The organism is Bradyrhizobium sp. th-b2, assembly GCF_000426785.1.
GTDB lineage: Bacteria > Pseudomonadota > Alphaproteobacteria > Rhizobiales > Xanthobacteraceae > Bradyrhizobium > Bradyrhizobium septentrionale.
Genome location: NZ_AUGA01000028.1, coordinates 17,904 through 39,735 on the forward strand (window position 1 = coordinate 17,904; position 21,832 = coordinate 39,735).

Consider the following 21,832-nt stretch of genomic DNA (forward strand, 5'->3'; position numbering starts at 1 on the left):
CAAGAGCCGGTCGGCGAAGTTCACCGACCTCCGGGTGAGCATCCAGTACCTCGGTGGTGGCGCCGCCCAGCTGAACGCAGTGACGGCCCCTGCACCGGGCCCCATGGCCCCAGAACTGCTGAACGTTTCTATTTGGAACATGGGCGCGACGGCTACCGTATCGCAGATTCGGTGCCGGCCAGCGGTACCGGCCGATGAACCAATCGCGCCAACTCGGCCTCGGCCTCAGCTTGTACCCCTCGCTGGGGCCGTTTCTTTGAATATTTGCGACGGGGAACTGGCGCCGTGGGTTCGCAAAGAGATCTGGAGCTGGCGCGCCTTCATTGTGATCGCCACCGGACCGCGGCCCAATTGCTCGGCGATTTTGCCAGTGGGTAATTTGCCCGCCAAAGCTTTTGACTTTTCGATTTCTTCGGCGGTCCAGGAGCGCTTCAACATCTTTCCACCTCCGCCAAACGAAAAGTTGCCCCAAATCTCTAGGCTGAAAAACACGAAAGGTTCCTAGCCAGCCGCTTCGCGGCTGCGAACGAAACCATTTCCGAAAGCCGCGAAGCGGTCTTGAAACACAGTCGGCCTAGCCTTCGATCATCCAGAAGGACAACGGCCATGATGATGAATTCAGTGTGGATGCGTAAAGCTCGTTTCGCGGTGACCGCGGCTTCGTTGACCTGCGCGGCGATATTGTTCGCGATGGCCGCTCCCCATTCCGTCTCGAGTGGAGCGCTCGGCAATGATTGGCAGTGCAGCAAATCCGGGTTCGTCTTAACGACGTGCCGTCAGATCCCAACGTCATAGGCTGGTGGCACGGGCCCTGCAATCCAAGCTGTACTGGGAATTTCAGTGTCCCGGTTCGGGGAGAAAACGCCGCCGGGCGTGTATTTTTGAGACCGGCGGCGTACTTTTTGGGATCGATCCTTCTGGTCAGATCTTCTTGGCTCCCGGCCACGAGAGAGCAGGCGCAAAATGCCAGCTGAGCCGCCGGCGGATTGAGATCGGGCAGTCGATCCGCCAACAAAAATAATTCTGCCTAATAACGATGTTCACCAAGAGCTAATCCAAATAGTAGCGTGGTTGGTCCCTCAGTACGCGTTCAGGGAAATCTGCCCATGACTCCATTGCTGGCCAAGCTGGAACGATTTGAGAGTCTCGCCACGGAGTGCGACTTGATCGCTAGCCGGGAGGCGGACGGAAGCAAGCGAGCACTATACCTGCGCCTCGGAGCGCACCTATCGCCAACTAGCCTGCGACATGCGCGGTGTAATTGCGACCGTCGACGCCGCCGCGTGACGGCCTTTAATTCCGCGCCTTGACCAATCTCTGGGTGAGCAAGCCGTCATCACCGCGATTGCTAGCGGCTTCTCTCCGCGCGCGACCGGCGCGATCATGGGCGCATGCCTTGGCGTAAAAAAGCCCGCTCGCTTCCTCCGCTACTGGTCTGGCCCCGTCGATCGCAACGCCGGCTTCAAGACCGTACTGGTCTTTGTTGGCTGTGGGCACCACAACGGGCCGGCTGAAGCTCGCCGATCCTCCCGATTGGGACTGGTACGACATCTCGGCTCACCTCAAGTGCACCGCGTGCGGGAAGCTCGGCTGGGTCAACACGCGGCTCGACTGGGGCGAGGTGATCAACTTCGCCAAGGGCGTCTCTGGCTGACCGATGCGGCCGGGGACAATCGACTGTCCGCGCAGAAAGGCTGTCGATCGCCTCGTGGATTTCCTGTCACCGCCCAGCAACACGCGTGATGTTCCGTATACTGGAACAGCAGTTTAGACTCCACTCCCCTAAATCCGTGAGGCAGCTTCGATCTCAACCGGGGCTGGAAGTATTATCATTGCACTGACAGGCAATTTTCCCGGACAGGCCGCAGTGCACCTGCGCACTGCGGCCTTTTTCATTAGGGGTAAAATTCTTGCGCCAAATACCAGTGCTTTTGATCATCGATGCAATAGCAGTCGCTGCTGTCGTGATCGGGGTAGTTTGGGTTCTCGTCGACCATCTAGGCCGCCGGTCTAAGAAGTCACTCCGACGTTGAGCGATTCTTTGAACTGGTGATGCCTATACTTGACGCTGCTAGACAGGGCTCACTCCAAAAAGCCAGCGAGGGGATACAAGCTAGGGCCGAGTTAGACGTTGAATGTCGGCGCGCGTGACAGCGCCTCAGCGGCACGAATGGACTGCATCTGCATGATACCGAGCATAGTTGCTGCGACAACCCAGATGACGCGCATGGCGCTATTGCGGGAGGCAGAGAGGGGCGCAGTATCGAAGCTGCCGACCTCCAAGAGATAGATCGGCGGATCAAGTGACGGCCCCAGCCACCGGCCCTCCCCAGGCCCCCAGAGGTGCTGGGGCCGTTTCCTCTTGGGCTATTTCGCGCGCGCAGGTGAACCGGTCAACTCGCTGATCGACTCTTCGGTAGAGCGGCTATAGTCGAAGGCCGAAAGGACTTCCGCGTTTCCTCCAGCTTATCGGTTTTCACTGCCCAAACGGGAGCCACCGCGTGACAAAACGCGATCAGGAAGACCACTAGTGGGAGATGAGCGCGTTTCCATGCCCGTCTTGTCCGCGCACTATGCGACTTAGCGAGCTGGTTGGAGTCTCCTGGGACGCTTGGGATGGTCGTCACGGGAGATAGCCCCTTACCTTGAGCCAATGGGCGCAGTGCTCGGTTTTGAGCCAATTTACGGTGGATTGTTCGTCCAAAAACCCGGTTACGAAATCGGTCTTTCCATCAGGGCAATGGCACACGATCCTCCACCCGTCTTTGGAAACCTTCTCAGCTTGGAAAATTACATGTGTTTCTGTCATCCCGCCAATATGCGCTTGCGCGGGGCCTAAACCAAGGACGGAGCGCTGCCATATCAAACTGACCAACTACCGTTTAATTCCAGGCCACCAATTCCTCGTTCGCTCGCGCCCACTCGCCGCGATCCCTAGCGGCTTTTCTCCGCTCGCGATCGGCGCGATCATCGGCATATGCCCGCAAGCCCCGCTCGTCACCGTTCCAAAACAGGCCGCTGATTAGGAACGATTCCAGGCTCGGGAGAATTAGGCAACAGGATGCGTTTTCCCCCAAGTTGGCGCATTCATTTAGTGCCCCCAAAGCCCCGGCGCTCCTCCCCAGAGCGCCGGGACTTACTAGTTTGGGCCGCGCGCCAAACCAAAACGGCGCTTGATCGGAATCGAAAGGGGCCGCTGCACTCGCGGCCCCTTGCCGGTTTAGTTTCGAAAATCTATTCGGGGTAAAATCTAGCTCCGGCAAGAGTGGGACTAGCGTTTTCAACAATTGCGGGACTCCGGGAACTACGGCGTTTCACCATCGGAACTTTTGCCGCGAAGAAAGGGAACTCCTAAGTTCCAAGGTGGCATCACGGGTTGATCACGGGTTTGAAGACTGACCATCTTTGAGGGACCGACGTGTTAGGCTGTTGCTGCGTTTGATGATGTCGGGCTGAGGGCCATGAAATGAGGTTTCTCCGGCGAATTCGGGATGCGTTGGCACCTTCCGGGACCCCGGTCTTCCTGGCGGCGATAATTGCGTTTCTGTTGTCGGTGCTAGCTTCGATCTACCTCCGATCGTTGCTGCGATGAAGCATCGGCAGTGGAGATTGGGGCTGAAGGCGAAGGGGAAGGGGAAGTGAACCCGCGTTCGACAGCAGAGGGGAAGGAATCATGAAGCCGCTAATTGGACTCGTCGCATTGCTCTTTGCGGCTAGCGCCTTTGCTCAAACTGCGACGCTCCTCGACAGTCGTGGCAAGCCGCCTCGCCCTATCTTCAAGAAGTCTGCGTAGGCGCGCGCAGCACTGAAACCACAATGGCCGGGGTGGTCCCGGCCATTTCAGTGCAGGGATAGTCCCGCGAGAATGGTTCAGGTGATTGACTTCGCGAAGGGCGTCTCTGGCTAGTTCAAGTGGGCTGACAGCTCCCAGTCGCCAGCCTCTGCTTAATCTGCTCAGCCTGCTCCTTCGTCAGCTTCTCGGCCAAGCTGTAATCCTTCAACTGCGCTGCGCCCTTGCGTTCTCGATCATAAACCATCCAGTCAGTGCTTCCTCTCCGAACGAGGAATCTAGCCTGTAGCGGTGCCATGTAATTCACCGTGATCTCCCTCAGCAATATGAGCAACTGCAACACGTCGTAGGGCGTGTCGCCGATCGCGACGGCGTCGCGGCCTTCGATCTTCAGCTTCTTCAGCACGACCTCAAAGATGTCGGGTGCCGGCTTCGATTTTTCGGCATCTTCGGACGAAGCCGTCACGTCGACGAGGTCGGCGATGCGCGCGATGTCGAGGTATCTGCCGAGTTCGTCCTTCTTGGCCGATGTGCCGATTGCGATCTTGACGCCGGCTTCGCGCACGCGCTTCAACAGGTCGGATACTGCGGAGAACGGGCGTACCAGCGGTAAGTATTCCGACTTGAAACGCGCGCCGCGCCATGCAGCGGCGCGGCAAAGGTATTGGATACGATCCTTCCAGGCAGGGAGTAGACGCTACCTTCTGTGCTCGCGAGCGCGTTGCTGGTAGATTGCGTCCTGATTCATGACTGGAACACCCGATGGCCAGACGCACCGGCAGCGCCGACCTTCCGCTTCATGGCGGCCGGGTGCCTCCATGGCTGGCGGCGCGCATGTCGATGCTGGGCGGCATCATCACGCAGGCCATCGTTCATCACTACGGCCGGGACGCCTTCCTGCAACGGCTTTCGCATCCATTTTGGTTCCAGTCGTTCGGCGCAGTGATGGGCATGGACTGGCACTCCTCCGGCATCACCACCAGCGTCATCGGCGCGCTGAAGCGGGGTCTTGCACCGCTGCAAAGCGAGCTCGGAATTTACGTCTGCGGCGGGCGCGGCAAGCACTCGCGACGAACGCCCGAAGAACTGGCCGCCCTTGGCGACCGCGTCGGGTTCGATGGTGGTGCCCTCACCCGGTCCAGCCGGCTGGTCGCCAAGGTCGATAGTGCTGCAATGCAGGACGGGTTCGAGCTCTACCTGCATGGCTTCTTCGTTACCGACGACGGCAAATGGACCGTCGTCCAACAGGGTATGAACGGCGACAAGCGGCAGGCCCGCCGCTATCACTGGCACTCTGAGGGCCTTCGCAGCTTTGTCGACGAACCGCACAGCGCGATCGACGGCCCGACGCAGGGCGAGATCATCAATCTCACTGATCATCGCGCCGAAGGCTCGCGGCATGCGCAGCTCGATCTGCTCACCCCCCGGGGGCCCGATGGCATCGCGCGCGAATATGCCGAGCTGACGCAGAGCGCGACTTCGCAACCGGATCTGCTGCATTTGGTGATGCCCGCGCATCACGACCTGCGCTCAAGCGACGTGTTCGTCCGCCGTTTGCATGGCACCTTGGCCGCGGCTGCCGATCGCGGTCCGCTAGACTTTCCCGAACTGCTCCTCACGCCTGGCGTAGGCGCCCGCACGGTGCAGTCGCTCGCAATGGTCGCCGAGGTCGTTCATGGGACACCCTATCGCTTCCGCGACCCGGCACGCTTCTCGCTCGCCCACGGCGGCAAGGACCGTCATCCCTTTCCGGTGCCGATCAAGGTCTATGACGAAACCATCCGCGTGCTCAAATCGGCCGTGCAGCAGGCAAAACTCGGCCGCGACGAGCAGATGCAGGCATTGAAGCGGCTGGACGATCAGGCCCGCGGGTTGGAACGAACTGCCGCCGGCCCGTCATTCGAGGCATTCGTCGCGAACGAACGCGCCCGCTCCCCTGCGCTCGAGGGCCGCTCGGTGTTTGGCTGGGAAGCCAACCTTGCCGCGCCCGAGGGGATCACCAAGTCCAAATCCTAGATCGACAGCTCTGTTCAATAGTTCGGTCCACAGCATGGCGCGCGTATTGATTGGCACCTTCGGCTGGCACTATGAATCCTGGCGCGGGCGGTTCTTCCCCAAGGGATTGCCGCTCAAGCGGCAGCTCGACTATTACGCGACCAAGTTCGCCACCACGGAGCTGAACGGCGTATTCTACCGCACACCGACGGAAAAGGCGGTCACAGGCTGGCGCGATGCCGATGCGGATTTCGTCTTTGCCTGGAAGGCGTCGAAGTTCATCGCGCACTGGAAGCGCCTGTCCGAAAACTCGGTCAACAGTCTTGAACTGCTCGAAGACGGGCTGTCGCTGCTGGCACAGGCCGGTCCGATCCTGTTTCAGCTCCCGCCGAACTTCCCGATCGACACCGAGCGCCTGGCCTCGTTCCTCAAGCTGTTAAAACGGCGGCGGCGATATGCGTTCGAATTCCGCCATCCCAGCGGGTACGAGCCGCGCATCCTCAAACTCCTTGCGGCGCGCCATCGCATTGTGCATTTCCGATCATCACGACGCGCCGGCGCCCTGGAAGCGGACCGCCGACTTTGTCTACATCCGCGGCCATGGTCCTGGGGGACGATACAGCGGGCACTACAAGCCGGCCGAGCTCGCCAATTGGGCAAAGCGCATCCGCGGCCGGAAGCGGCAGGGGTGTGACGTCTATGTCTATTTCGACAATGACCAGAAAGGCGCGGCGCCGGCCGACGCCCGACGGCTTTGCGCAACGCTTGGATCGGCGCTTCCACGGCAACCCAGGCGATAGGAACGAACAATTCCGCCTCGCATTGGCTCCGAAAGAAAGGAGCCGAAGCAATGCCGCCCAATACTCTGAAAGCCATCGCCCTCAATTGCACCCTTAAGCGCGGCAAGGACCCCTCCTCGACCGACAAGCTGCTCGGAGAGTTGCTCGATGCCCTCAGGCAGCATCGGGTCTCCGGTGAGGTCGTTCGTGTCGTCGATCTCAATATCAAGCCCGGCGTCACGTCGGATGAAGGCGCCGGCGATGAATGGCCCGAATTGCGCCGCAAGATCCTCGCCTCCGACATTCTGATTGTGGGGACCCCGATCTGGCTCGGCCAGCCGTCAAGCGTCGCCAAGCGGGTGATGGAGCGCATGGATGCATTCCTGGATGCAACCGACAGCAAGAACCGCATGCCATCCTTCGGCAAGGTCGCGATCGTCGCCGTTGTCGGCAATGAAGACGGCGCACACCACTGCCATGCCGACCTGTTTCAGGCGCTGAACGACGTCGGCTTCACCATTCCGGCCGGCGGCGGAACCTATTGGGTCGGCGAAGCGATGGCATCGACCGACTACAAGGATCTCGAGAAGCCATACGACAAGACGATGCAGACCACCGCGATGCTTGCTTCCAACGCCGCGCATCTTGCGGGCCTGCTGAAGTCGGCGGTCTATCCCGGCGTATCCTAGGGACGGAGCGGATGCGCTTCATCCGACCTGGACCGAAGGGTACGCCTTATGGCCAAGCTGGCGACTGTCCCGCTCCGGATTCCGTCTCCGAGGGTACAATCAAAAAGGATGCGGATTCGCTGCGGGGAGCCTAGCGGCACCTATGCTGTCAGAACTTAACGACGGTGCGCATTCATGCGATGGGAGCGCCACTCAAGGGGTCGGTCGCCTTCAGTATTTTAGCCGTCTCTTTGGGCCGGATACCGGTAAAATAAGATGCTACTAGTTCACGCACCCCACCGGCATCCCGTACTGGCATTCCGGATCGTTCGAGATCTGCAGCGGATCGCAAACGGCGAACCATCCGCAGATCGATTGCCCGGGATCACGATACGTCGACCTGTCCAACTTTCGGTGGTCGATCACACCGATCAATTCCGCGAAAAACGCCTCCGCTGTGCGAATATTACCTTTCATCAATTCCGCACATGACTTCCTCGCCACAGACATCCAATACGACCGCTCTGATCGTTCCTGGATCATACTTGCAGGCGACCTCAGTTATCTCAAACAGTACCGAGGACGATACTTCGTCAACGCTTTTGAGATGTGTCCCGAAAAAGTCGGTATGGTCACGCCGCCAAACTCGCCATAAGTGGTCGTCGTACAGTCTATGGAATGCCAAACTACGCAGCGCATCAACTCGCAACTGGTCGAGTTCGATTGACGCACTAAATCCCGCAAAAAACTTCGGACCTCTTTGTGCGTCAGCATTTCCATCACCGATTTGTTCTGGAATTTCCAACCGACGATATAGCCCAGTTGCAGCGACTTTAAAGAAAGAAATAGCGAGGCGAGTTTTGGAAAACTCGGGGGAATTTTTGGAAAACCATTTGCCGAAAAGCGCGAAAATGCTAGACAAATCAACGGTGCAACGACATGGGCCTGTCCTACAAGTCTGCGTTGGTCCTCCTGCATAAGCTACGTGAAGCAATGGCCGAGGAAATGAAGGGTCGTGTCGTCGGCGGCGAAGGTAAAGTGGCGGAAGTGGATGGCGGCTATTTTGGCGGTTACGTAAAGCCAGCAAACCAGAAAGAATATCGCCGCGACCGCCGATATGCCCGCAATCAAAATGGGAAACGGAAGGTCGTCGTCGTCGTCCGTGAGCGCGGCAGAAATTCGGTGCCAGCAGTGTTTGGCTCTGAAAGCCAAGCCGCCGCTTTCATCCGTGCCCGCATTACGAAGGGGACTGTCGTTCATGCCGACGAAGCCGCTTCTTGGAATGGATTACACGAACGTTTTGAAATGAAACGAATCAACCACCAAGAAGCTTACTCCTTGGATGGTGCGTGCACTAATCAGGCAGAAGAGTGTTTCAGCCGTTTGCGCCGCGCAGAGATCGGTATCCACCATCATATTAGTCGGTGGACTTCACCGGGTGTTGGCAGCGGCATATTGCCGACTGATGTCCGGCCTAAAAGGCGAACAAACTAATCCATCCCTAACATTCTACTCAGCCGGAATGCCGCCTCCTCGGAATGGATTTGGGCCAACACGGCAACATCTATGGCCCCGCCTATCTGCCCGCCTATCGGTCCCGGTTTTTGCCCCCCAGCCCCGACCGGGACCGTTCACTTAAAAGGTGGCTTCAGCCAGACAAATTTAGCTTGTGGCGTTTGCGCCATATTACCGAGCTGATCGACGTTCCGGGCGCGGATCAGGTTCGCTTTGGACGTCAGCATTCAGCATGTCACCAGTCAAACCGCACCATGTGCCACGACCCGCCGCCAGAGCTGCAGCCTCGATCGCAGAGCGTCGCGCGGGACGAACGTAATCCGGCTGCTCTTTCGCCTCGCGCTGCCCTTTGCGTAATAGGCGCCCTCAATGAACATGCGGAAAGCGCTGAGGCCGATGTCATCACTCACCTCATCAGAAAATGTCCAACGAGCTTGCCACTTGTTGCTGAAAAAAACGACCTCAGCGAGAGGGGACGCGCTGAAGCCAAGTCTCCACTTTGGTCGTCCCAGCGCGTATAGGCGCTGGAAACGCAACAACCGCGCCGTCTCTTCAGCGTTCCTATTGCCGGACTTTCCCAAGGACGACCTATCACCGGACGAAGCTTCCTTTAACCCGCGCACTGTCGAGGATCGCTAGGAACCGATTGCTTTTTCAAGCGGTTGGAGAACACAGGGAGCGCGTATATCGACTTGGCACAGTGGAACCCGTGATGATGCACAAGGACGCGATCATGGACGAGCTAAGGCAGATTGAGCTCGATGTGGTCGAAGGCGAAAAGCAACTCGCCGAGGCGCTCCTGATTGAATTGAAGCGGCTGAATGAAGACACGACCAGAGTTCAAGCCGAGGTTGACCTGATGCGTAAAAATCAGATCGAGCGGGATCAGAGCCGCCAACCTTTGGGTGCACCGCGGTCACAGCGCTGGCCCGTCGACCCTCTAAGGAAGGAAGATTGAGATTGACGCGGGACTGGCCAAGTGACCCCGGAGCTGCGGGGCCGGGCGGCTCTTCACGCCTGTGGCGCCGGTCGGAATATCCATTCGCGCCACATCGCCAGCAGCGCCGCCATGATGACCGGTCCGATGAACAATCCGATCAGGCCGAACGCGGCCAGCCCGCCGAAGATTCCCACGAACGCGAGCAGGAAAGGAAGCCTCGCCGAGCCGCTGACCAGCGACGGCCAGACGAAATTGTCGCCGGCGAGCATGACTATGGAGCCCCACAGAAACACGCCGGCCGCCGCGATCCCGCTTCCGCCTCCCGAGATCGTCACGATTGACGCTACGGTGAAAGCCAGCCAGGCGCCGAACGGGATCATCGCGAAGGCGGTCGTGAAGATCAGGAACGTCAGTGCATTCGGGACGTCGGCTACGAAATAGGCGACGCCGATCGCAAGTCCCTCGCCCAGGGCGACCAGCACCGTTCCGTTCACGGTTGCCCGCGTCGCGTCGACCATCTTTTCCACGAGGCCCTCTCCCGCTTCGCCGAACAGACGATCACACGTCTCGAGGACGCGGCCGGCGACCGCTCGACCGCTACGGAGCAAGGCGTACAAGGCAAGCAGCGAGAAGAACAGCAGGAACAAGCGGTGGATCAGTTGGGCGCCAAAAGTAGTGAATAGATCGGACAAGTTGTCGGCATTTAGCGTCTTCAGCCAGGCAGTGGCTGCCTTCGGATCGGAAAGATTGGCGCGCCACCATTGGTCCATGCTTTCGGCTGCGATGGGCAAGCGCGCAACCCAGTCCGGCACTTCGACCCCGCCCTCCCGAGCCTTCTTCAGCCAATCGATGAGCATGTCGCTCTGCTGGGTGATCATATAGACGGCGAGCGAGATCGGCGTAACCAGAATCAGCGCGACGAGCACCGTGAAGACGAACGCCGCCGATGCCGATGGACCGGCCATGAACCGCATAGCGAACTTCAGATATAGGGGCCACAGCGCGACGGCCAGAATAGTGGCCCAGATGAGAGGCGGCAGAAAGCTTGAGGCTGTCCACAACGCGAGGGCGACCAGGACGAGCGCAAATACGACCCTGGCATTCATCCGAGCGCCGGCCCCTAGCGGCAGCGGCTTCTGCTCGCCCGTGCGATGGACCACCACGCGTGCCTCATCCTTACCCTGTTTTTTCGCGTCTGCTTTCGCCGTGTCTGCCATTCGCGGCGCTTTTGCACCGCTAATCAGCTGTGGCTAAGAGCGCGCGGACTACCGACAAACCCGACAACGACGACGACCGCACGCGCCGGCGGATGCGGACGACGGCGCCTTTGCCGGTCATGGAAACCGGTTGCCGGGTGGGCTTGCGCCGCCGGGTCTGGACCTCGGCCTCCAGATTCAAAAATTCAGTTACTCTCTGAGCCGTTCGATCGATGGTCGCGCACATGTCGTCTCCTCCCAAACTGCTCGCGCGCTTAAAACAAGCCAAGAGGCCGGATGTTCCTCCTCCGGAACATCTGATTGCCGCCGCGGTTAATCGCCGGTGGAGTCCTTTCGCATGAGGCTGAGACGGACGATCGAAGGTCTTGGACCCTATCCATCCCTGCTCTTGCTGGCGGTGCCGACCGCCACCGTCGAGCCGCTGAAGCTCGCTGCGGTAGCCGTAGCCGGAAAAGGCCACTGGATCACCGGCACGGCGATGATGGTCGCCTGCTACGCGTTCAGTCTCCTGGCCGTCGAGCGGCTTTTCGTGATCGTGAAGCCAAAGCTTCTGACGATTCCCTGGTTTGCCAAGCTCTGGGAAGGGTTCGTTTTCGTCCGAACGCGCGCATGGCGGATCCTCAAAACTGTGATTGGCCTTCCCAGTGATCGAAAGCCGATCGCATCATCCTCATGGAAGCGCGCTCCGGCCGCCAAGCCGGTCCTTGACCCCAAGTCCGCGCGGAGATGAATCGCAGGTCCACACTGCCGAAACGCCTGCAGCCAATGCTGGCGACGCTGACCGACGCCCCGTTCGACGACCCAGATTGGGTGTTCGAGGACAAGTACGACGGCTTCCGAATGGTTTCGGAGATCCGCGGCGGCAAAGTAGCGCTCTACAGCCGCAGCGGCAAGATCATCAGCCACTCAATACACCGAGGTAGCGAAGGCGCTCGAAGACGTGAAGAGCGACGCGGTGATCGACGGCGAGCTGGTCGCCATCGGCGAGGACGGCGTTTCGCACTTCCAACTGCTGCAGAACGCATTACGTCACGAAGCAAAGCTCCTGTATTGCGCGTTTGATCTGATGTTTTTGGATGGCGAGGACTTACGCAAGGCAGTTCGTCTGGATCTGTCCGTCTCCCAACGGACACATCCAGGCGACGGGGCTCGATGCGCGCGGGCGCAAGCAGTACCGCTATCACCCGAAGTGGCGAGAGCTTCGGGAGCAAAACAAGTACGAGCATATCATGCAATTTGCGGCGGCCTTGCCGGCCTTGCGTGCACGCGTCGCTTCGGACATGAAGCTGGACGGTCTCCCCCGCGAGAAGGTTGCGACGATCGTCAGCTTGCTTGAAAAGACGCTCATCCGCGTCGGCAACGCCGAATACGCCGAGAAGAACAAATCGTACGGGCTCACCACGATGCGGCGCAAGCACGTGGCGATCGGCCGAGGCGTGCTGCGCTTCGACTTTACAGGAAAGTCCGGCAAACAATGGAAGCTCCAGGTCGAGGACAGGCGAATCGCCGCCATCGTAAAGCGCTGCGCCGAGATTCCAGGGCACGAACTCTTCAAGTACCTCGATGACGATGGAGCATCCCGAACGGTCGATTCCGGCGACGTCAACGGCTACATCAAGGATATCACGGGACAGGATTTCAGCGCCAAGGACTTTCGTACCTGGGCCGGCACGGTGCTTGCGGCCCTCGCGCTCTCGGAGTTCAAGAAGTACGACAGCCAGGCCGAAGCCAAGCGTAACGTCGTCGCGGCATCGAAAAGGTGGCCAAGCAACTCGGCAATACGCCTGCCATCTGCCGCAAGAGCTACGTCCATCCGGAGATCCTGAGCGCCTATATGTCCGGCGATCTCATCAAGATGATCGACGCCAAGATCGCGCAGAAGTTCAAGCGACAGTACGCGAAGCTGACCTCGCACGAGATCATGGTTCTCGCCTTCCTCCACAAACGGCTTCGGGCCCTCAAGTCCGAGGCCTAGTCGCGTCGCCGCGGATCAGCCCCATCGCCTAGCCTTGGCGTACCACCCGGCGTACGGGGTGTTTTTGACGGCGTGCCGGTTGTAGTCAGGGGCGCCGTCGTCCCACCAGACCGGCCCGCGCTCGCCTAGGCTGCGCTTCGCCTCGTCGACCCTGCGATGGGCTTCCAACTCGACGTCGCGGTCTCCCGCGTTTTTGGCATCCTTGGCGGCGCGCCGTGCGTCCATGAGCGCCTTCACGAGACGCACCCTGTCGCGCGGCTCGATGTCCGGATTGCTTAAGCGCCAGAGCTTGCCCTTGACGACGAAATAGCGCCCGTCCGGTGTCACCGGATGCTTGATACCTGCCATACCTCAGATGAACGGCTTGCCTCCGGTGACGGCGATGGTCGTGCCTGAGGTGTAGCTCGACAAAGGGTCCGCGAGCATCACATAGGCCGTAGCGAGCTCCGCTGGTTGACCGGCGCGCTTCATTGGCACTTGCTTGCCGAAGTTCTTCACCGCGTCGTCCGGCATCGTCGACGGGATGAGCGGCGTCCAGATCGGCCCGGGCGCCACCGCGTTCACGCGGATACCCTTTTCCGCCAGCATCTGGGCCAGGCCGCCGGTGAAGTTCTGAATGGCGCCCTTCGTCGTCGCGTAGGCGAGCAGGATTGGGTTCGGCATGTCGGCGTTCACCGACGCCGTGTTGATGATGGAGCTGCCGGGCGTCATGTGAGGCACTGCGGCTTTCGCGAGGAAAAACACCGCGTGGATGTTCACTTCGAACGTGATGCGCCATTCTTCGTCGCTGATGTCCCCAATGTCGGCGAATGTCGCCTGATGCGCGGCGTTGTTTACGAGGATGTCGACGCCGCCGAGATCCCGTACGGCACGATCGACCACGGCGCGGCAATGGTCGGGCGAGCGCAGGTCGCCCTCGACCAAGGCGGCTTTGCGTCCCTCCTTTTCGATGATCGCTGCGACTTCCTTGGCATCGTCGGTCTCGTCAAGGTAGGCAATAAGGATGTCGGCGCCCTCGCGGGCGAAGGCGATGGCGACCGCGCGCCCGATGCCGCTGTCGCCTCCGGTGATGATGGCGCGCTTGCCTTGAAGCCGTCCCGAGCCCTTATAGCTCGTTTCGCCGTGGTCCGGACGCGGATGCATCTTCGCGGTCGAGCCGGGCATAGGCTGACGCTGGCTTGGATATGGCGGCTTGGGATAGTCGGGCATGGACCGCGCCTCACTTTGTCCGAACGGCCTTGGCACCGGCGTCTTTCAGAGCATCGGCGACGCACTTCGGATCGTCGCCCTGAAGGTCGAGCGACCCCTTGATCGGCCCCTTTAGCTTTCCGCTCTGCTCCGGCGCCGGTGCGGCCTTCGCGTCGGCGCCGGCCGGGCGGTCGCCGGCAGTGTTGGCGGCGCCCGTAGGCTGCACGAAGATATCGCCCCTCGGAACCCCGCGTTCCTGGACGACGTACTCGGCCGCAAGTTCCGCCGCGCGTCGGGTGTCGAAATCTGCGACGACGGTGCTTTCCATGCGGACTCCTTTCGGCATGCGGCCGCTGTCAACCGATCGGAGGTATGACGGTTCCTATTGTCCTGCTGCCTCGCGTCCAAACGGCTACCCGCTAACGAGCGCGGCGCGGGCCGCCGATAGTGTAAAGAGGAAGATGCCAATGAAGACGCTGTTTGCCTTACGATCCTGATTCTTCTCGCGTCGCCCGCGTCCGCGCAGTCGGACGGCGGCCCGAACGGCCGAGGCGCTGTCACGGGCGATCCGGCCGCGAGTTCGATGACGCCCTCAAAAGATCCTAGCGGAACGACAGGCATGTCCCAAAGTTCGAGTAGCGGTGGCGGTACGTCGACGTCAGGCGGCAAGGATGCCGCAGGCGATCAGGGCCGGGACTAGATGTGACCTGCTCCCCTGAAACGCCCCCGGTTTTGAGTTAGGGTTCTGTTCTCCAGTCAGGAGACGGACGATGCGTAAAGGCAGGTTCACCGAAGAGCAGATCATCAACGTCCTGAAGGAACACGCTGCCGGGATGTCGGCGAGTGATCTGTGCCGCAAGCATGGCATCAGCGATGCGACGTTCTACAAGGTGGCGTTCACGCTATGGCGGGATGGAGATCTCCGGCGCGCGCAAGCTGAAGGCCCTGGAGGAGGAGAACCGGAAGCTCAAGAAGCTGCTGGCGGAGTCGATGCTAGACGCCTCGACGCTGAAGGAGATGCTTGGAAAACACTTCTAGCGCCCCGCGGCGTCGTTTCAAGCAAACCCGATCATTAGAAGAACGTCTGGCTGACAGGGCAATGCGTCTGCGTGCGCAGGCTGATGCGGTCGCGCCTGGGGTGGATGGGGAGCCATTTTGAAGAAGGCCCGACAGGCCGAGACCGGCTCGCATATAAGCGAGTGGCTGACCTCTCAGGGCCTCCAGCCGCCACGATGACCGCCGCTCGACTATGCGCGCGTCACCGATTTACTGCAGGATCTGCGCCAGCGCACACCGCAAGAAGTCACAATCGCAACCCTCGTTCAAGTGGGCAGCTTCAGTGGAGAGATGCGGTATACGTTGGACTTGCTTCGCAAAGAGCGAAGCAATCTCGCGAAAAGACTGCATCCTAGAAATCGACGTTGGCGCGAGACTTCCCACCGTTTTTCGCGAGGGCGTGCTCTATCGGCGTGAGCCGGGATTGCAGTATCTGCTTTAGGAACAAACAGTCGCGGGGACTGTATTTTTGAGACAAGCGGCCCGACCAAATTGAGAGGTATCGATGAACGGCACAGCCCCTTTACAATCCAGGTTCCTCGTTCGGAGAGGCAGCATTGACTGGATGGTTTATGATCGCGAACTCAAGGGGCCAGCGCAGTTAAAAACGGATGGCCGCTTCGCCGAGAAGCTGACGAAAGAACAGGCCGAACACGTAAAGCAGACGCTCACGGATTCCCTGACTATGCAAGCGGGATCGGGCTCGGCTTTTCTCAGGCACTAGCTGGTCATCAAGAAAATCCCAGCGCTATCGGGGGATAGGCGCTGGGACTTTTACGTGAACGACAAGCTGGGCAGTACCGGTCATTCACCGAACGCCAACCTCTCGCGGACCTAGATTGTTCCTAGTCAGCCAAGAAAACGGCCCGAGCCTGTTGGAGCTGGAGCCGTATTCCGGCTGCGGGACAGCGTGCGATTAGGGGGAAAAGCGCACCCTGCCCAAGTGACGGCACGGTCGTTCCTATTGATGCCGGCCGGCTGAGGACGTACCGGAGGACGTAGCCCGCGAGATCCAGCGACACTGTGACCTGCAGCTGACCGATGTGCCCGCACATCTGCAGGATTTCATTGATCGCCATGTGGGCCGGGACCAGAAGCAGCTTGTACTCCGACTGGTCCTAGGCATGCCCTTCCAACGCAAAAAGCCGGAGGCGCTTTTCCCCGGCTTCATTGCGCCGGGGGCTGAGAGATGGCTCAAAAGCAGTCCGACGCGGCGAGAGACGCTAAGGCGATTCTGATCGCTAGACGGGAGAAAGCTGTTAGCAGGCTTGCGACGATCTACAGCAGCAAGGCTGTCGCCGATCTGATTTCAATCTCGAAGGCCATTGAGATCCTCGAGCAACTTGAGAGGCCGAAAGCCGGCCCGTCGGGCAACGCGCAAAGCCCTCCGCAAAATAGCAACGGCGGCGGTTGATGGCCGCGTGAGCGCTTCTGTCTTTTGGCTGAATTCACGCTTCCTCGTAGAACGAAGTCCCGACCTGTAGCCTGCCGCTGACCGCACGACAAAGCTCGCTCGCGAGTCTCCGGAACTGTGCGATAGCTAAAGGATGCTCCGCTTCACTGATCCCAAGAGCTTGCGTGCGGTTTTCTCTGAGGATTGAAAAGTCGCTCGCTCTTCCTAATTTGACCGTATACGCAGAACGCCTTTTGGGATGCTCGTAGTGCTGCCGATCACCTCCAACCACCATCTCCAATCATCTAGCGACGAAGAATTGGAATCGCTGATCCGTCCGGATTACGAGCGATGCCATCCCGGCGACACACTGGATGATCTCAAGCGGCGGGCCGCGTTCTCAAAGGAGGACAGAGGACTGCTGCGAGACTGGATGGCGGTAGCAGCAGCTATCGGAAAACGTTTCGCGGCTGAATTCAGCCGCGGCGACGAAGCTAAAGAGTCGTTGCTTTCAGCGCCGTCGGCGCGATAGCTCTTTTGTGGGTCGATCAGATTTTTGAGGCAGGCGCCAACCAGAAGTGACTTTGGCAGCGGGCCAAATCCATTGGTGTCCGCGCGCGCCCCTCTATCGGGCAAGGATTAGCGCGGCCAGCAGCAAGGTGCCGCTTGTTGGGCGCGGCAACGCTCTAACCTCTCATCTGGCGCAGATCGGTTCACCCCTGTGGCTAAACTGCTAGGAGATTCGTCATTGGAACCCGCAGCGGGCGGTAAGCATTTATCCGATTTACGATGGGAGACTGCGAAAGTGCCTCATTCGGAAGCGCATAAGCTCCGGAGACAAGTCTCCACATTGTCCGAGTTCGGCAAGCGAGCTTTGCGGAGCGATGACATAGATGGTCTTCTACAAGAGGCAACTAGGCTTGTCTCTGATGCCATCGAGGTCGAGCTAGTGAAAGTGCTGGAGCTCGTCCCAGGCGGCGAGAATTTGCTCGTCCGCGCCGGGGTGAACTGGAACCCCGGCGTGGTAGGGCACGCCGAAATACCCGCGCATGAGGGCTCGCCGGCTGGCTATGCCTTGCACACAAACCAGCCGGTGATTACCGAAGATACCCAGAGGGAGGTTCGGTTCGAAATTCCCAAGCTCTTGATCGAGCATAGCGTCAGGAGCACCGTCAATGTTGTTATTCGCGGCGAGGACGGCCCATTCTGTGTGCTGGAGGTTGACTCGCGGCAGCTCCGGAAATTCGAGCAGGACGATATCGATTTTCTTCAGAACTACGCCAATCTGTTGGCTTCTGCTATCGACCGAGTGAGGATCCAGCGAGAATTGGCGGAGCGGGCGCTCAGGCAGGAAATGCTCGGTCAAGCTTCAGCATCGCATCAATAACATGCTGGCGACTATCCAAGCCATCGCGCGGAGGACGCGCGCCAAGAGCCAGAACCTTGACGAGTTTGCAAAAGCTTTTGAGGACCGATTGGCTGCGATTGCGCGCACTCATGCTTTGTTAAGTCGGACCCATACGAGCACGATCGATATCCGCGAGGTACTCTCTCAGGAGCTCTCAGTGCACGGCGCTGTCGAGGGCGAGAACCTTAAGCAGCGCGGCCCCGCGATCTCGATTCCGGCAAAACAGGCCGAGGTGTTGTCGATGCAATACACGAGCTCGCCACAAACGCCGTTAAACACGGCGCTCTCTCCATGGAGAACGGTCATATTGATATATCGTGGGACGCTCATGACCGAGGCAATGAAAATGAGTTCCAACTCCGCTGGCGCGAGCGGACGAGCCCCATCGCGCACCAGCCGGCCCGGCGGGGCTTCGGTTCAGAGTTTCTCGAGAAATCGATACCACATATGTTGCACGGGCGATTCGAGCGAATGCTGGCGAACTCTTGAAGCGATCAACCCAATAGGCGCGAAGCGCTGCTCGGCCGGTCAGGGTTTTCGTACCCCCGCATTCACAATAGATCACCGCATCATCGGCATACATGCCAAGCAGAGTTTCAATATCGCCAGCGCGGTAGGCGTCTAGCCAATCAACCGCAGCGGCCATCGGGTCAAAGGACATATTCCTCACCTACATGCCGTATCGTAGGTGACTGTTAGAACGTTTCTAGCGGGAACCGATACCGGAAAAATACAGCTATTGGCCCGGTCATGCCAACTGACTGTCGAATGTCAGGTGCGGTGAAGCGGACCAGTTTCGGTTGCGCGTTCCGACTTCCGAGTTTGACCCCAAAATGGCCGATATTGGTTCTCCACAAGACCACTATACTCCGGCAGGTTCCACATGGGATAATCCCGCTCCAGTTGCAGGGGATATATTCCATGAAGGACATGCAAGCGCATTTGGAAAAGCTGCGGGTAGAGGCTGAGGAGTGCGAGCTAATCAGTAAGCTCGCGACCAATACGACCAAGAAAGAACTGTTCGCCAAGCTGGCCGCGCATCATCGGGGGCTGGCTGATGAAGTCGAACGCACGATGAAGGCGAACGGACCCTAAATTAGCGAACATGTTCTGCTTTGATCAGACAGGCCTCACCGCGCCTAATTTGATCAGTCCGACGCTCGCGCGACAGAGCGAGCGTCAACGCCAGTAGCCCCACAGCTATAGTAACCGCCCCACGCATGTAGATCATCAAGCGGCATCCGCAATCTGACAGAAGTCGAAGGCTGCTAGTTGGCGGTCTCTTTTCTTGCCTGCTGCCGGCCGCCTGATCTCACGGCTCCACCGGAAGCCGCCAGAGAGCGCACCCAGACCCAAAACTTGCCGCAGGACGGTGCTCTTGACCTAGATCAAGATGATGCAGGGCTTAACGTGAGAGCATGCGCTACGACGGGTTGCCATCGCCGGATACGCGTCGGTTTGCTGGCGATGTTCGGCCTTCTAATCCTGTTCAACATGTAACCGCAGCATGCGCTACTCAGCGCTAATATTGTCCTCAAGGCTGTCAAATCCCCCGAGTTGGACGATCTTTTCGAAGTCGCCAAGCGTGACGATTTGGCGCTTTAAATCAAGGATGCCTTGGGCTCGGAACGCTTGAAGGACGCGGTTGACATGCACGACGCTCAGTCCAAGCGCGTCGGCGAGTTTCGATTGAGTGATCGGAAAGTCAAACTGCTCGTTAGCGACCATATCCATCGCTCCAAGCCGCTGGCGTAATTCGGCAATCAAATAGGCCATGCGTCCCGATGCCGATCGCGTGCCCAGATTGATGATCCATCGCCGGAACAACGCGGCGTCAACAAGCGACTCCCGCCAGAGCGCTCGTGCCAAAGCCGGTCGCGTATTTAGGGTCCGTTCGAGCGCATCGTGATCAATAAACCCGAGCTGCGCTTTCGACAGCGTGGTCAGGTCGTGGTCCATCCGCTTCAGCGGCAGGCCGTGAAGGTCGGGTATATCGCCCGCGATGTGGAACGACAGGATCTGCCGCTTGCCGTCCTCCGAAACTTTCGATCGATAGGCGAAGCCGCTCAGGATCACGCAGCATTGGGTGCTAAGCTGCCCGTCGCGAATGATCGGCGCATCTACCGGCAAATTCTTCACCGACGTTACGATGGACCGGAGGGCTCCGATATCTTCATTGGGCAACTCGGAATGCTGCCGCAACTTGCGGATCATCATCTCGATCGGCATCTGAGGTTCCTTGTCAACCGTTCGAGCCAGGAAGCCGGTTCTCCCCACTATACGCTTGGAACGAGTGCAGGAGTCAAAAATTATCCACGAATCCAGCGCAGTAGCTCGATCACGTGCCTCGAAATGCCTCGGTATTTTTTTCACATCCAGCACGGGGAGCGGGATCTCCCCGACGAAATCGGCGAAGACCTTCCCGACAAGGACGCCGCCTGGAAGGAAGCTACCATCACCGCTGGACAACTCCTTGGGGACCTGGATGGTACGCTGAAGCCAGGCCTGGAATGGCGGATGAAGGTAACTGACGAGGCGGGAAATCTGATTCGCGTTCTCCGTCTGTTGGCTGAAAGGTACTGACGCTCGGACGTCGGCACATGGCACTTCTGGCTTCCGCTTCTGATGCTGAGGACCGCTCCGTGACGCGCTGGCTATCGAAAGTCCGATGTTGGGGATGAAGCGGACCTCACGGTTGCGTGTTCCGACTTCCGAGTTTGACCCATATGCGACAACAAATCGCTGTGCACTGCGGCTTATAGGGCGCATCGTTTCCGGATGATCAGGTTTGGAGCGATTTCGGCGATTGGGACGATAGCTGTCTTGACGCTTGTGCAAGTTGTGCTTGCCGAAAATGGGCAGAGCGGTCCGAGTGCTCGACCATCGTTGCCACCGACGAGGAGCAGCCTGTTGCTGGAAGCGCGTCTTCCGCAACCGCTATCACGCAACGAAAATACTGCTCTAAGACCAATGGACCATTTCAAAGAATGCAAATCCTGTCCGGAGATGATCGTCGTTCCCGTGGGACAGTTTACGATGGGAGCCAGCGAGAACGAGGTCGGGAGCACGCCAGATGAAAGACCACAGCATCTTGTGATTTTCACAAGAACTTTCGCCGTAGGTCGTTTCGCGGTGACATTCGATGAATGGAACGCTTGCATAGCTGCAAAGGGTTGCAGCTATCGACCCTCTGATCAAAATTGGGGGCGCGGAAAACGACCTGTAATTAATATACGTTGGGATGACGCCAAAGAATACGTGGAGTGGCTATCGCGCAAGACAGGGCGACCTTATCGGTTATTGAGCGAAGCCGAGCGCGAATATGTTACGCGGGCGGGAACATCGACTGCATATTGGTGGGGCGATGATTTTAGAGCCCTTCAGGCCAACAGTGCCTATTCGACCGATCATCCGGGGTCGATGGCAGCTAGAACAGTTTTGGTCGATTCATTTGCCCCGAACCCTTGGGGGTTCTTTCAAGTCCACGGTAACGTCTACGACTGGGTCGAGGATTGCGGAAGCGAAAGCTACATTGACGCGCCGTCAGACGGAGCGGCCCAGACGACAGGAAATTGCGAGGTGCATATGCTGCGCGGTGGCGCATATAGCCGACGCCCTGAAACCCTCCGATCTGCCGCGCGGCTATGGTCCGGCAACCCCAATCGAATGACCTATATGAGCGTCCGCGTCGCGAGAACCGGAGCTCGATAGGAACTGTTGCCGGTAACTTGAATCGACGCCTTCCGTTCCTGGCCCTTTTCGGAAGCGCCGCGCGGACTGTCGAAAGTCCGATGTTGGGGGTGAAGCGGATCTCACGGTTGCGCGTTCCGACTTCCGAGTTTGGATCCATCTCAGACATTGCCCTAGCCCGATAGCAGCGCTGCATGCTTTGATGTGATGACCGTTGC

Annotated in this window: 23 protein-coding genes and 5 pseudogenes; 18 read left to right on the plus strand and 10 right to left on the minus strand. The window is 59.1% G+C overall.

The window, feature by feature from the left end:
• Window positions 1–225: 225 nt before the first annotated feature.
• Window positions 226–492, minus strand: a complete 267-nt coding sequence (locus K359_RS0129365; RefSeq protein WP_156928714.1) for a hypothetical protein — start codon at window positions 490–492, stop codon at window positions 226–228.
• Window positions 493–1,489: 997 nt separating this feature from the next.
• Between K359_RS0129365 and K359_RS61630 the strand changes: the two genes are divergently transcribed.
• Entirely contained in the window at window positions 1,490–1,654 is a 165-nt protein-coding gene (locus K359_RS61630) for a hypothetical protein (protein ID WP_156928715.1), read from the plus strand.
• Between the two features lie 2,254 nt (window positions 1,655–3,908).
• Here K359_RS61630 and K359_RS64655 read toward each other — a convergent pair.
• Window positions 3,909–4,460, minus strand: coding sequence for an HAD family hydrolase (locus tag K359_RS64655; protein WP_371261200.1), 552 nt, complete (start codon window positions 4,458–4,460; stop codon window positions 3,909–3,911).
• Window positions 4,461–4,552: 92 nt separating this feature from the next.
• On the opposite strand from K359_RS64655, the gene K359_RS0129395 reads away from it, so the two are divergent.
• The 3 genes and pseudogenes from K359_RS0129395 (at window position 4,553) to K359_RS0129405 (ending at window position 7,253) form a co-directional block, all read left to right on the plus strand.
• Window positions 4,553–5,806, plus strand: a complete 1,254-nt coding sequence (locus tag K359_RS0129395; protein WP_029082533.1) for a DUF763 domain-containing protein — start codon at window positions 4,553–4,555, stop codon at window positions 5,804–5,806.
• Window positions 5,807–5,840: 34 nt separating this feature from the next.
• Window positions 5,841–6,585, plus strand: a pseudogene (locus K359_RS53295) (DUF72 domain-containing protein).
• A 50-nt stretch (window positions 6,586–6,635) separates the two neighbouring features.
• On the plus strand, window positions 6,636–7,253 hold the full coding sequence (locus tag K359_RS0129405) for a flavodoxin family protein (RefSeq protein ID WP_029082534.1): 618 nt from the start codon (window positions 6,636–6,638) through the stop codon (window positions 7,251–7,253).
• A gap of 445 nt (window positions 7,254–7,698) precedes the next feature.
• Here the strand turns inward: K359_RS0129405 and K359_RS61635 are convergent, their stop codons facing one another.
• The gene (locus K359_RS61635) at window positions 7,699–8,154 is read right to left on the minus strand and encodes a hypothetical protein (RefSeq protein WP_156928716.1); all 456 of its coding nucleotides are present in this window, start codon (window positions 8,152–8,154) and stop codon (window positions 7,699–7,701) included.
• Between the two features lie 17 nt (window positions 8,155–8,171).
• On the opposite strand from K359_RS61635, the gene K359_RS59175 reads away from it, so the two are divergent.
• Window positions 8,172–8,726 (plus strand): IS1595 family transposase, encoded by a 555-nt coding sequence (locus K359_RS59175; protein WP_084518542.1) that lies wholly within the window; start codon window positions 8,172–8,174, stop codon window positions 8,724–8,726.
• Between the two features lie 733 nt (window positions 8,727–9,459).
• A complete protein-coding gene (locus K359_RS53300; protein ID WP_245284753.1) occupies window positions 9,460–9,705 on the plus strand; it encodes a hypothetical protein in 246 nt (81 codons plus the stop codon).
• Between the two features lie 53 nt (window positions 9,706–9,758).
• Here the strand turns inward: K359_RS53300 and K359_RS0129430 are convergent, their stop codons facing one another.
• Together K359_RS0129430 and K359_RS61640 are read right to left on the minus strand one after the other, a co-directional pair.
• On the minus strand, window positions 9,759–10,904 hold the full coding sequence (locus K359_RS0129430) for an AI-2E family transporter (protein ID WP_029082538.1): 1,146 nt from the start codon (window positions 10,902–10,904) through the stop codon (window positions 9,759–9,761).
• Between the two features lie 19 nt (window positions 10,905–10,923).
• Entirely contained in the window at window positions 10,924–11,130 is a 207-nt protein-coding gene (locus tag K359_RS61640) for a hypothetical protein (protein WP_156928717.1), read from the minus strand.
• 162 nt (window positions 11,131–11,292) lie between these two features.
• Here K359_RS61640 and K359_RS64660 point away from each other — a divergent pair, with 162 nt between their 5' ends.
• From K359_RS64660 to K359_RS53310, 3 genes and pseudogenes are all read left to right on the plus strand, one after another.
• On the plus strand, window positions 11,293–11,634 hold the full coding sequence (locus K359_RS64660; RefSeq protein ID WP_245284754.1) for a hypothetical protein: 342 nt from the start codon (window positions 11,293–11,295) through the stop codon (window positions 11,632–11,634).
• Window positions 11,631–11,997: pseudogene (locus K359_RS59180) on the plus strand (DNA ligase); the annotation flags it as partial. The gene K359_RS64660 and the pseudogene K359_RS59180, both read left to right, overlap by 4 nt.
• A gap of 10 nt (window positions 11,998–12,007) precedes the next feature.
• A pseudogene (locus tag K359_RS53310) lies at window positions 12,008–12,879 on the plus strand (DNA topoisomerase IB); the annotation flags it as partial.
• A 15-nt stretch (window positions 12,880–12,894) separates the two neighbouring features.
• On the opposite strand, the gene K359_RS0129445 reads toward K359_RS53310, so the two are convergent.
• From K359_RS0129445 to K359_RS0129455, 3 genes are read right to left on the minus strand one after another with little or no spacing between them, the layout of a single operon-like run.
• Complete coding sequence (locus tag K359_RS0129445) at window positions 12,895–13,227, minus strand: hypothetical protein (protein WP_035977326.1); 333 nt, start codon at window positions 13,225–13,227, stop codon at window positions 12,895–12,897.
• Between the two features lie 3 nt (window positions 13,228–13,230).
• Entirely contained in the window at window positions 13,231–14,088 is an 858-nt protein-coding gene (locus tag K359_RS0129450; RefSeq protein WP_029082540.1) for an SDR family oxidoreductase, read from the minus strand.
• Window positions 14,089–14,098: 10 nt separating this feature from the next.
• Window positions 14,099–14,395, minus strand: a complete 297-nt coding sequence (locus K359_RS0129455; RefSeq protein ID WP_029082541.1) for a hypothetical protein — start codon at window positions 14,393–14,395, stop codon at window positions 14,099–14,101.
• A gap of 442 nt (window positions 14,396–14,837) precedes the next feature.
• Between K359_RS0129455 and K359_RS53315 the strand changes: the two are divergent.
• The 6 genes and pseudogenes from K359_RS53315 to K359_RS64665 all read left to right on the plus strand — a co-directional run.
• Window positions 14,838–15,096 (plus strand): annotated as a pseudogene (locus K359_RS53315) (transposase); the annotation flags it as partial.
• A 532-nt stretch (window positions 15,097–15,628) separates the two neighbouring features.
• Window positions 15,629–15,847 (plus strand): hypothetical protein, encoded by a 219-nt coding sequence (locus tag K359_RS53320; protein WP_051346472.1) that lies wholly within the window; start codon window positions 15,629–15,631, stop codon window positions 15,845–15,847.
• Between the two features lie 465 nt (window positions 15,848–16,312).
• Window positions 16,313–16,537, plus strand: a complete 225-nt coding sequence (locus K359_RS0129480; RefSeq protein WP_029082543.1) for a hypothetical protein — start codon at window positions 16,313–16,315, stop codon at window positions 16,535–16,537.
• Window positions 16,538–16,784: 247 nt separating this feature from the next.
• Complete coding sequence (locus K359_RS0129485; protein WP_029082544.1) at window positions 16,785–17,048, plus strand: hypothetical protein; 264 nt, start codon at window positions 16,785–16,787, stop codon at window positions 17,046–17,048.
• 318 nt (window positions 17,049–17,366) lie between these two features.
• The gene (locus K359_RS53325) at window positions 17,367–17,903 is read left to right on the plus strand and encodes a GAF domain-containing protein (protein WP_051346474.1); all 537 of its coding nucleotides are present in this window, start codon (window positions 17,367–17,369) and stop codon (window positions 17,901–17,903) included.
• Between the two features lies 1 nt (window position 17,904).
• Window positions 17,905–18,066, plus strand: a pseudogene (locus tag K359_RS64665) (HWE histidine kinase domain-containing protein); the annotation flags it as partial.
• A gap of 129 nt (window positions 18,067–18,195) precedes the next feature.
• On the opposite strand, the gene K359_RS63445 reads toward K359_RS64665, so the two are convergent.
• The gene (locus K359_RS63445) at window positions 18,196–18,585 is read right to left on the minus strand and encodes a nuclear transport factor 2 family protein (RefSeq protein WP_198031199.1); all 390 of its coding nucleotides are present in this window, start codon (window positions 18,583–18,585) and stop codon (window positions 18,196–18,198) included.
• Window positions 18,586–18,845: 260 nt separating this feature from the next.
• On the opposite strand from K359_RS63445, the gene K359_RS63450 reads away from it, so the two are divergent.
• Window positions 18,846–19,019 carry a hypothetical protein gene (locus K359_RS63450; RefSeq protein WP_198031195.1) on the plus strand — a complete coding sequence of 58 codons (174 nt, stop codon included), beginning with the start codon at window positions 18,846–18,848 and terminating at the stop codon, window positions 19,017–19,019.
• Between the two features lie 417 nt (window positions 19,020–19,436).
• On the opposite strand, the gene K359_RS0129500 is transcribed toward K359_RS63450, so the two are convergent.
• On the minus strand, window positions 19,437–20,153 hold the full coding sequence (locus K359_RS0129500) for a Crp/Fnr family transcriptional regulator (protein ID WP_029082545.1): 717 nt from the start codon (window positions 20,151–20,153) through the stop codon (window positions 19,437–19,439).
• On the opposite strand from K359_RS0129500, the gene K359_RS64670 reads away from it, so the two are divergent.
• On the plus strand, window positions 20,115–20,507 hold the full coding sequence (locus K359_RS64670; protein WP_245284755.1) for a hypothetical protein: 393 nt from the start codon (window positions 20,115–20,117) through the stop codon (window positions 20,505–20,507). The two genes, K359_RS0129500 and K359_RS64670, sit on opposite strands and share 39 nt — an antisense overlap.
• 327 nt (window positions 20,508–20,834) lie before the next feature.
• Complete coding sequence (locus K359_RS59195) at window positions 20,835–21,635, plus strand: SUMF1/EgtB/PvdO family nonheme iron enzyme (RefSeq protein ID WP_198031196.1); 801 nt, start codon at window positions 20,835–20,837, stop codon at window positions 21,633–21,635.
• Window positions 21,636–21,832: the final 197 nt, after the last annotated feature.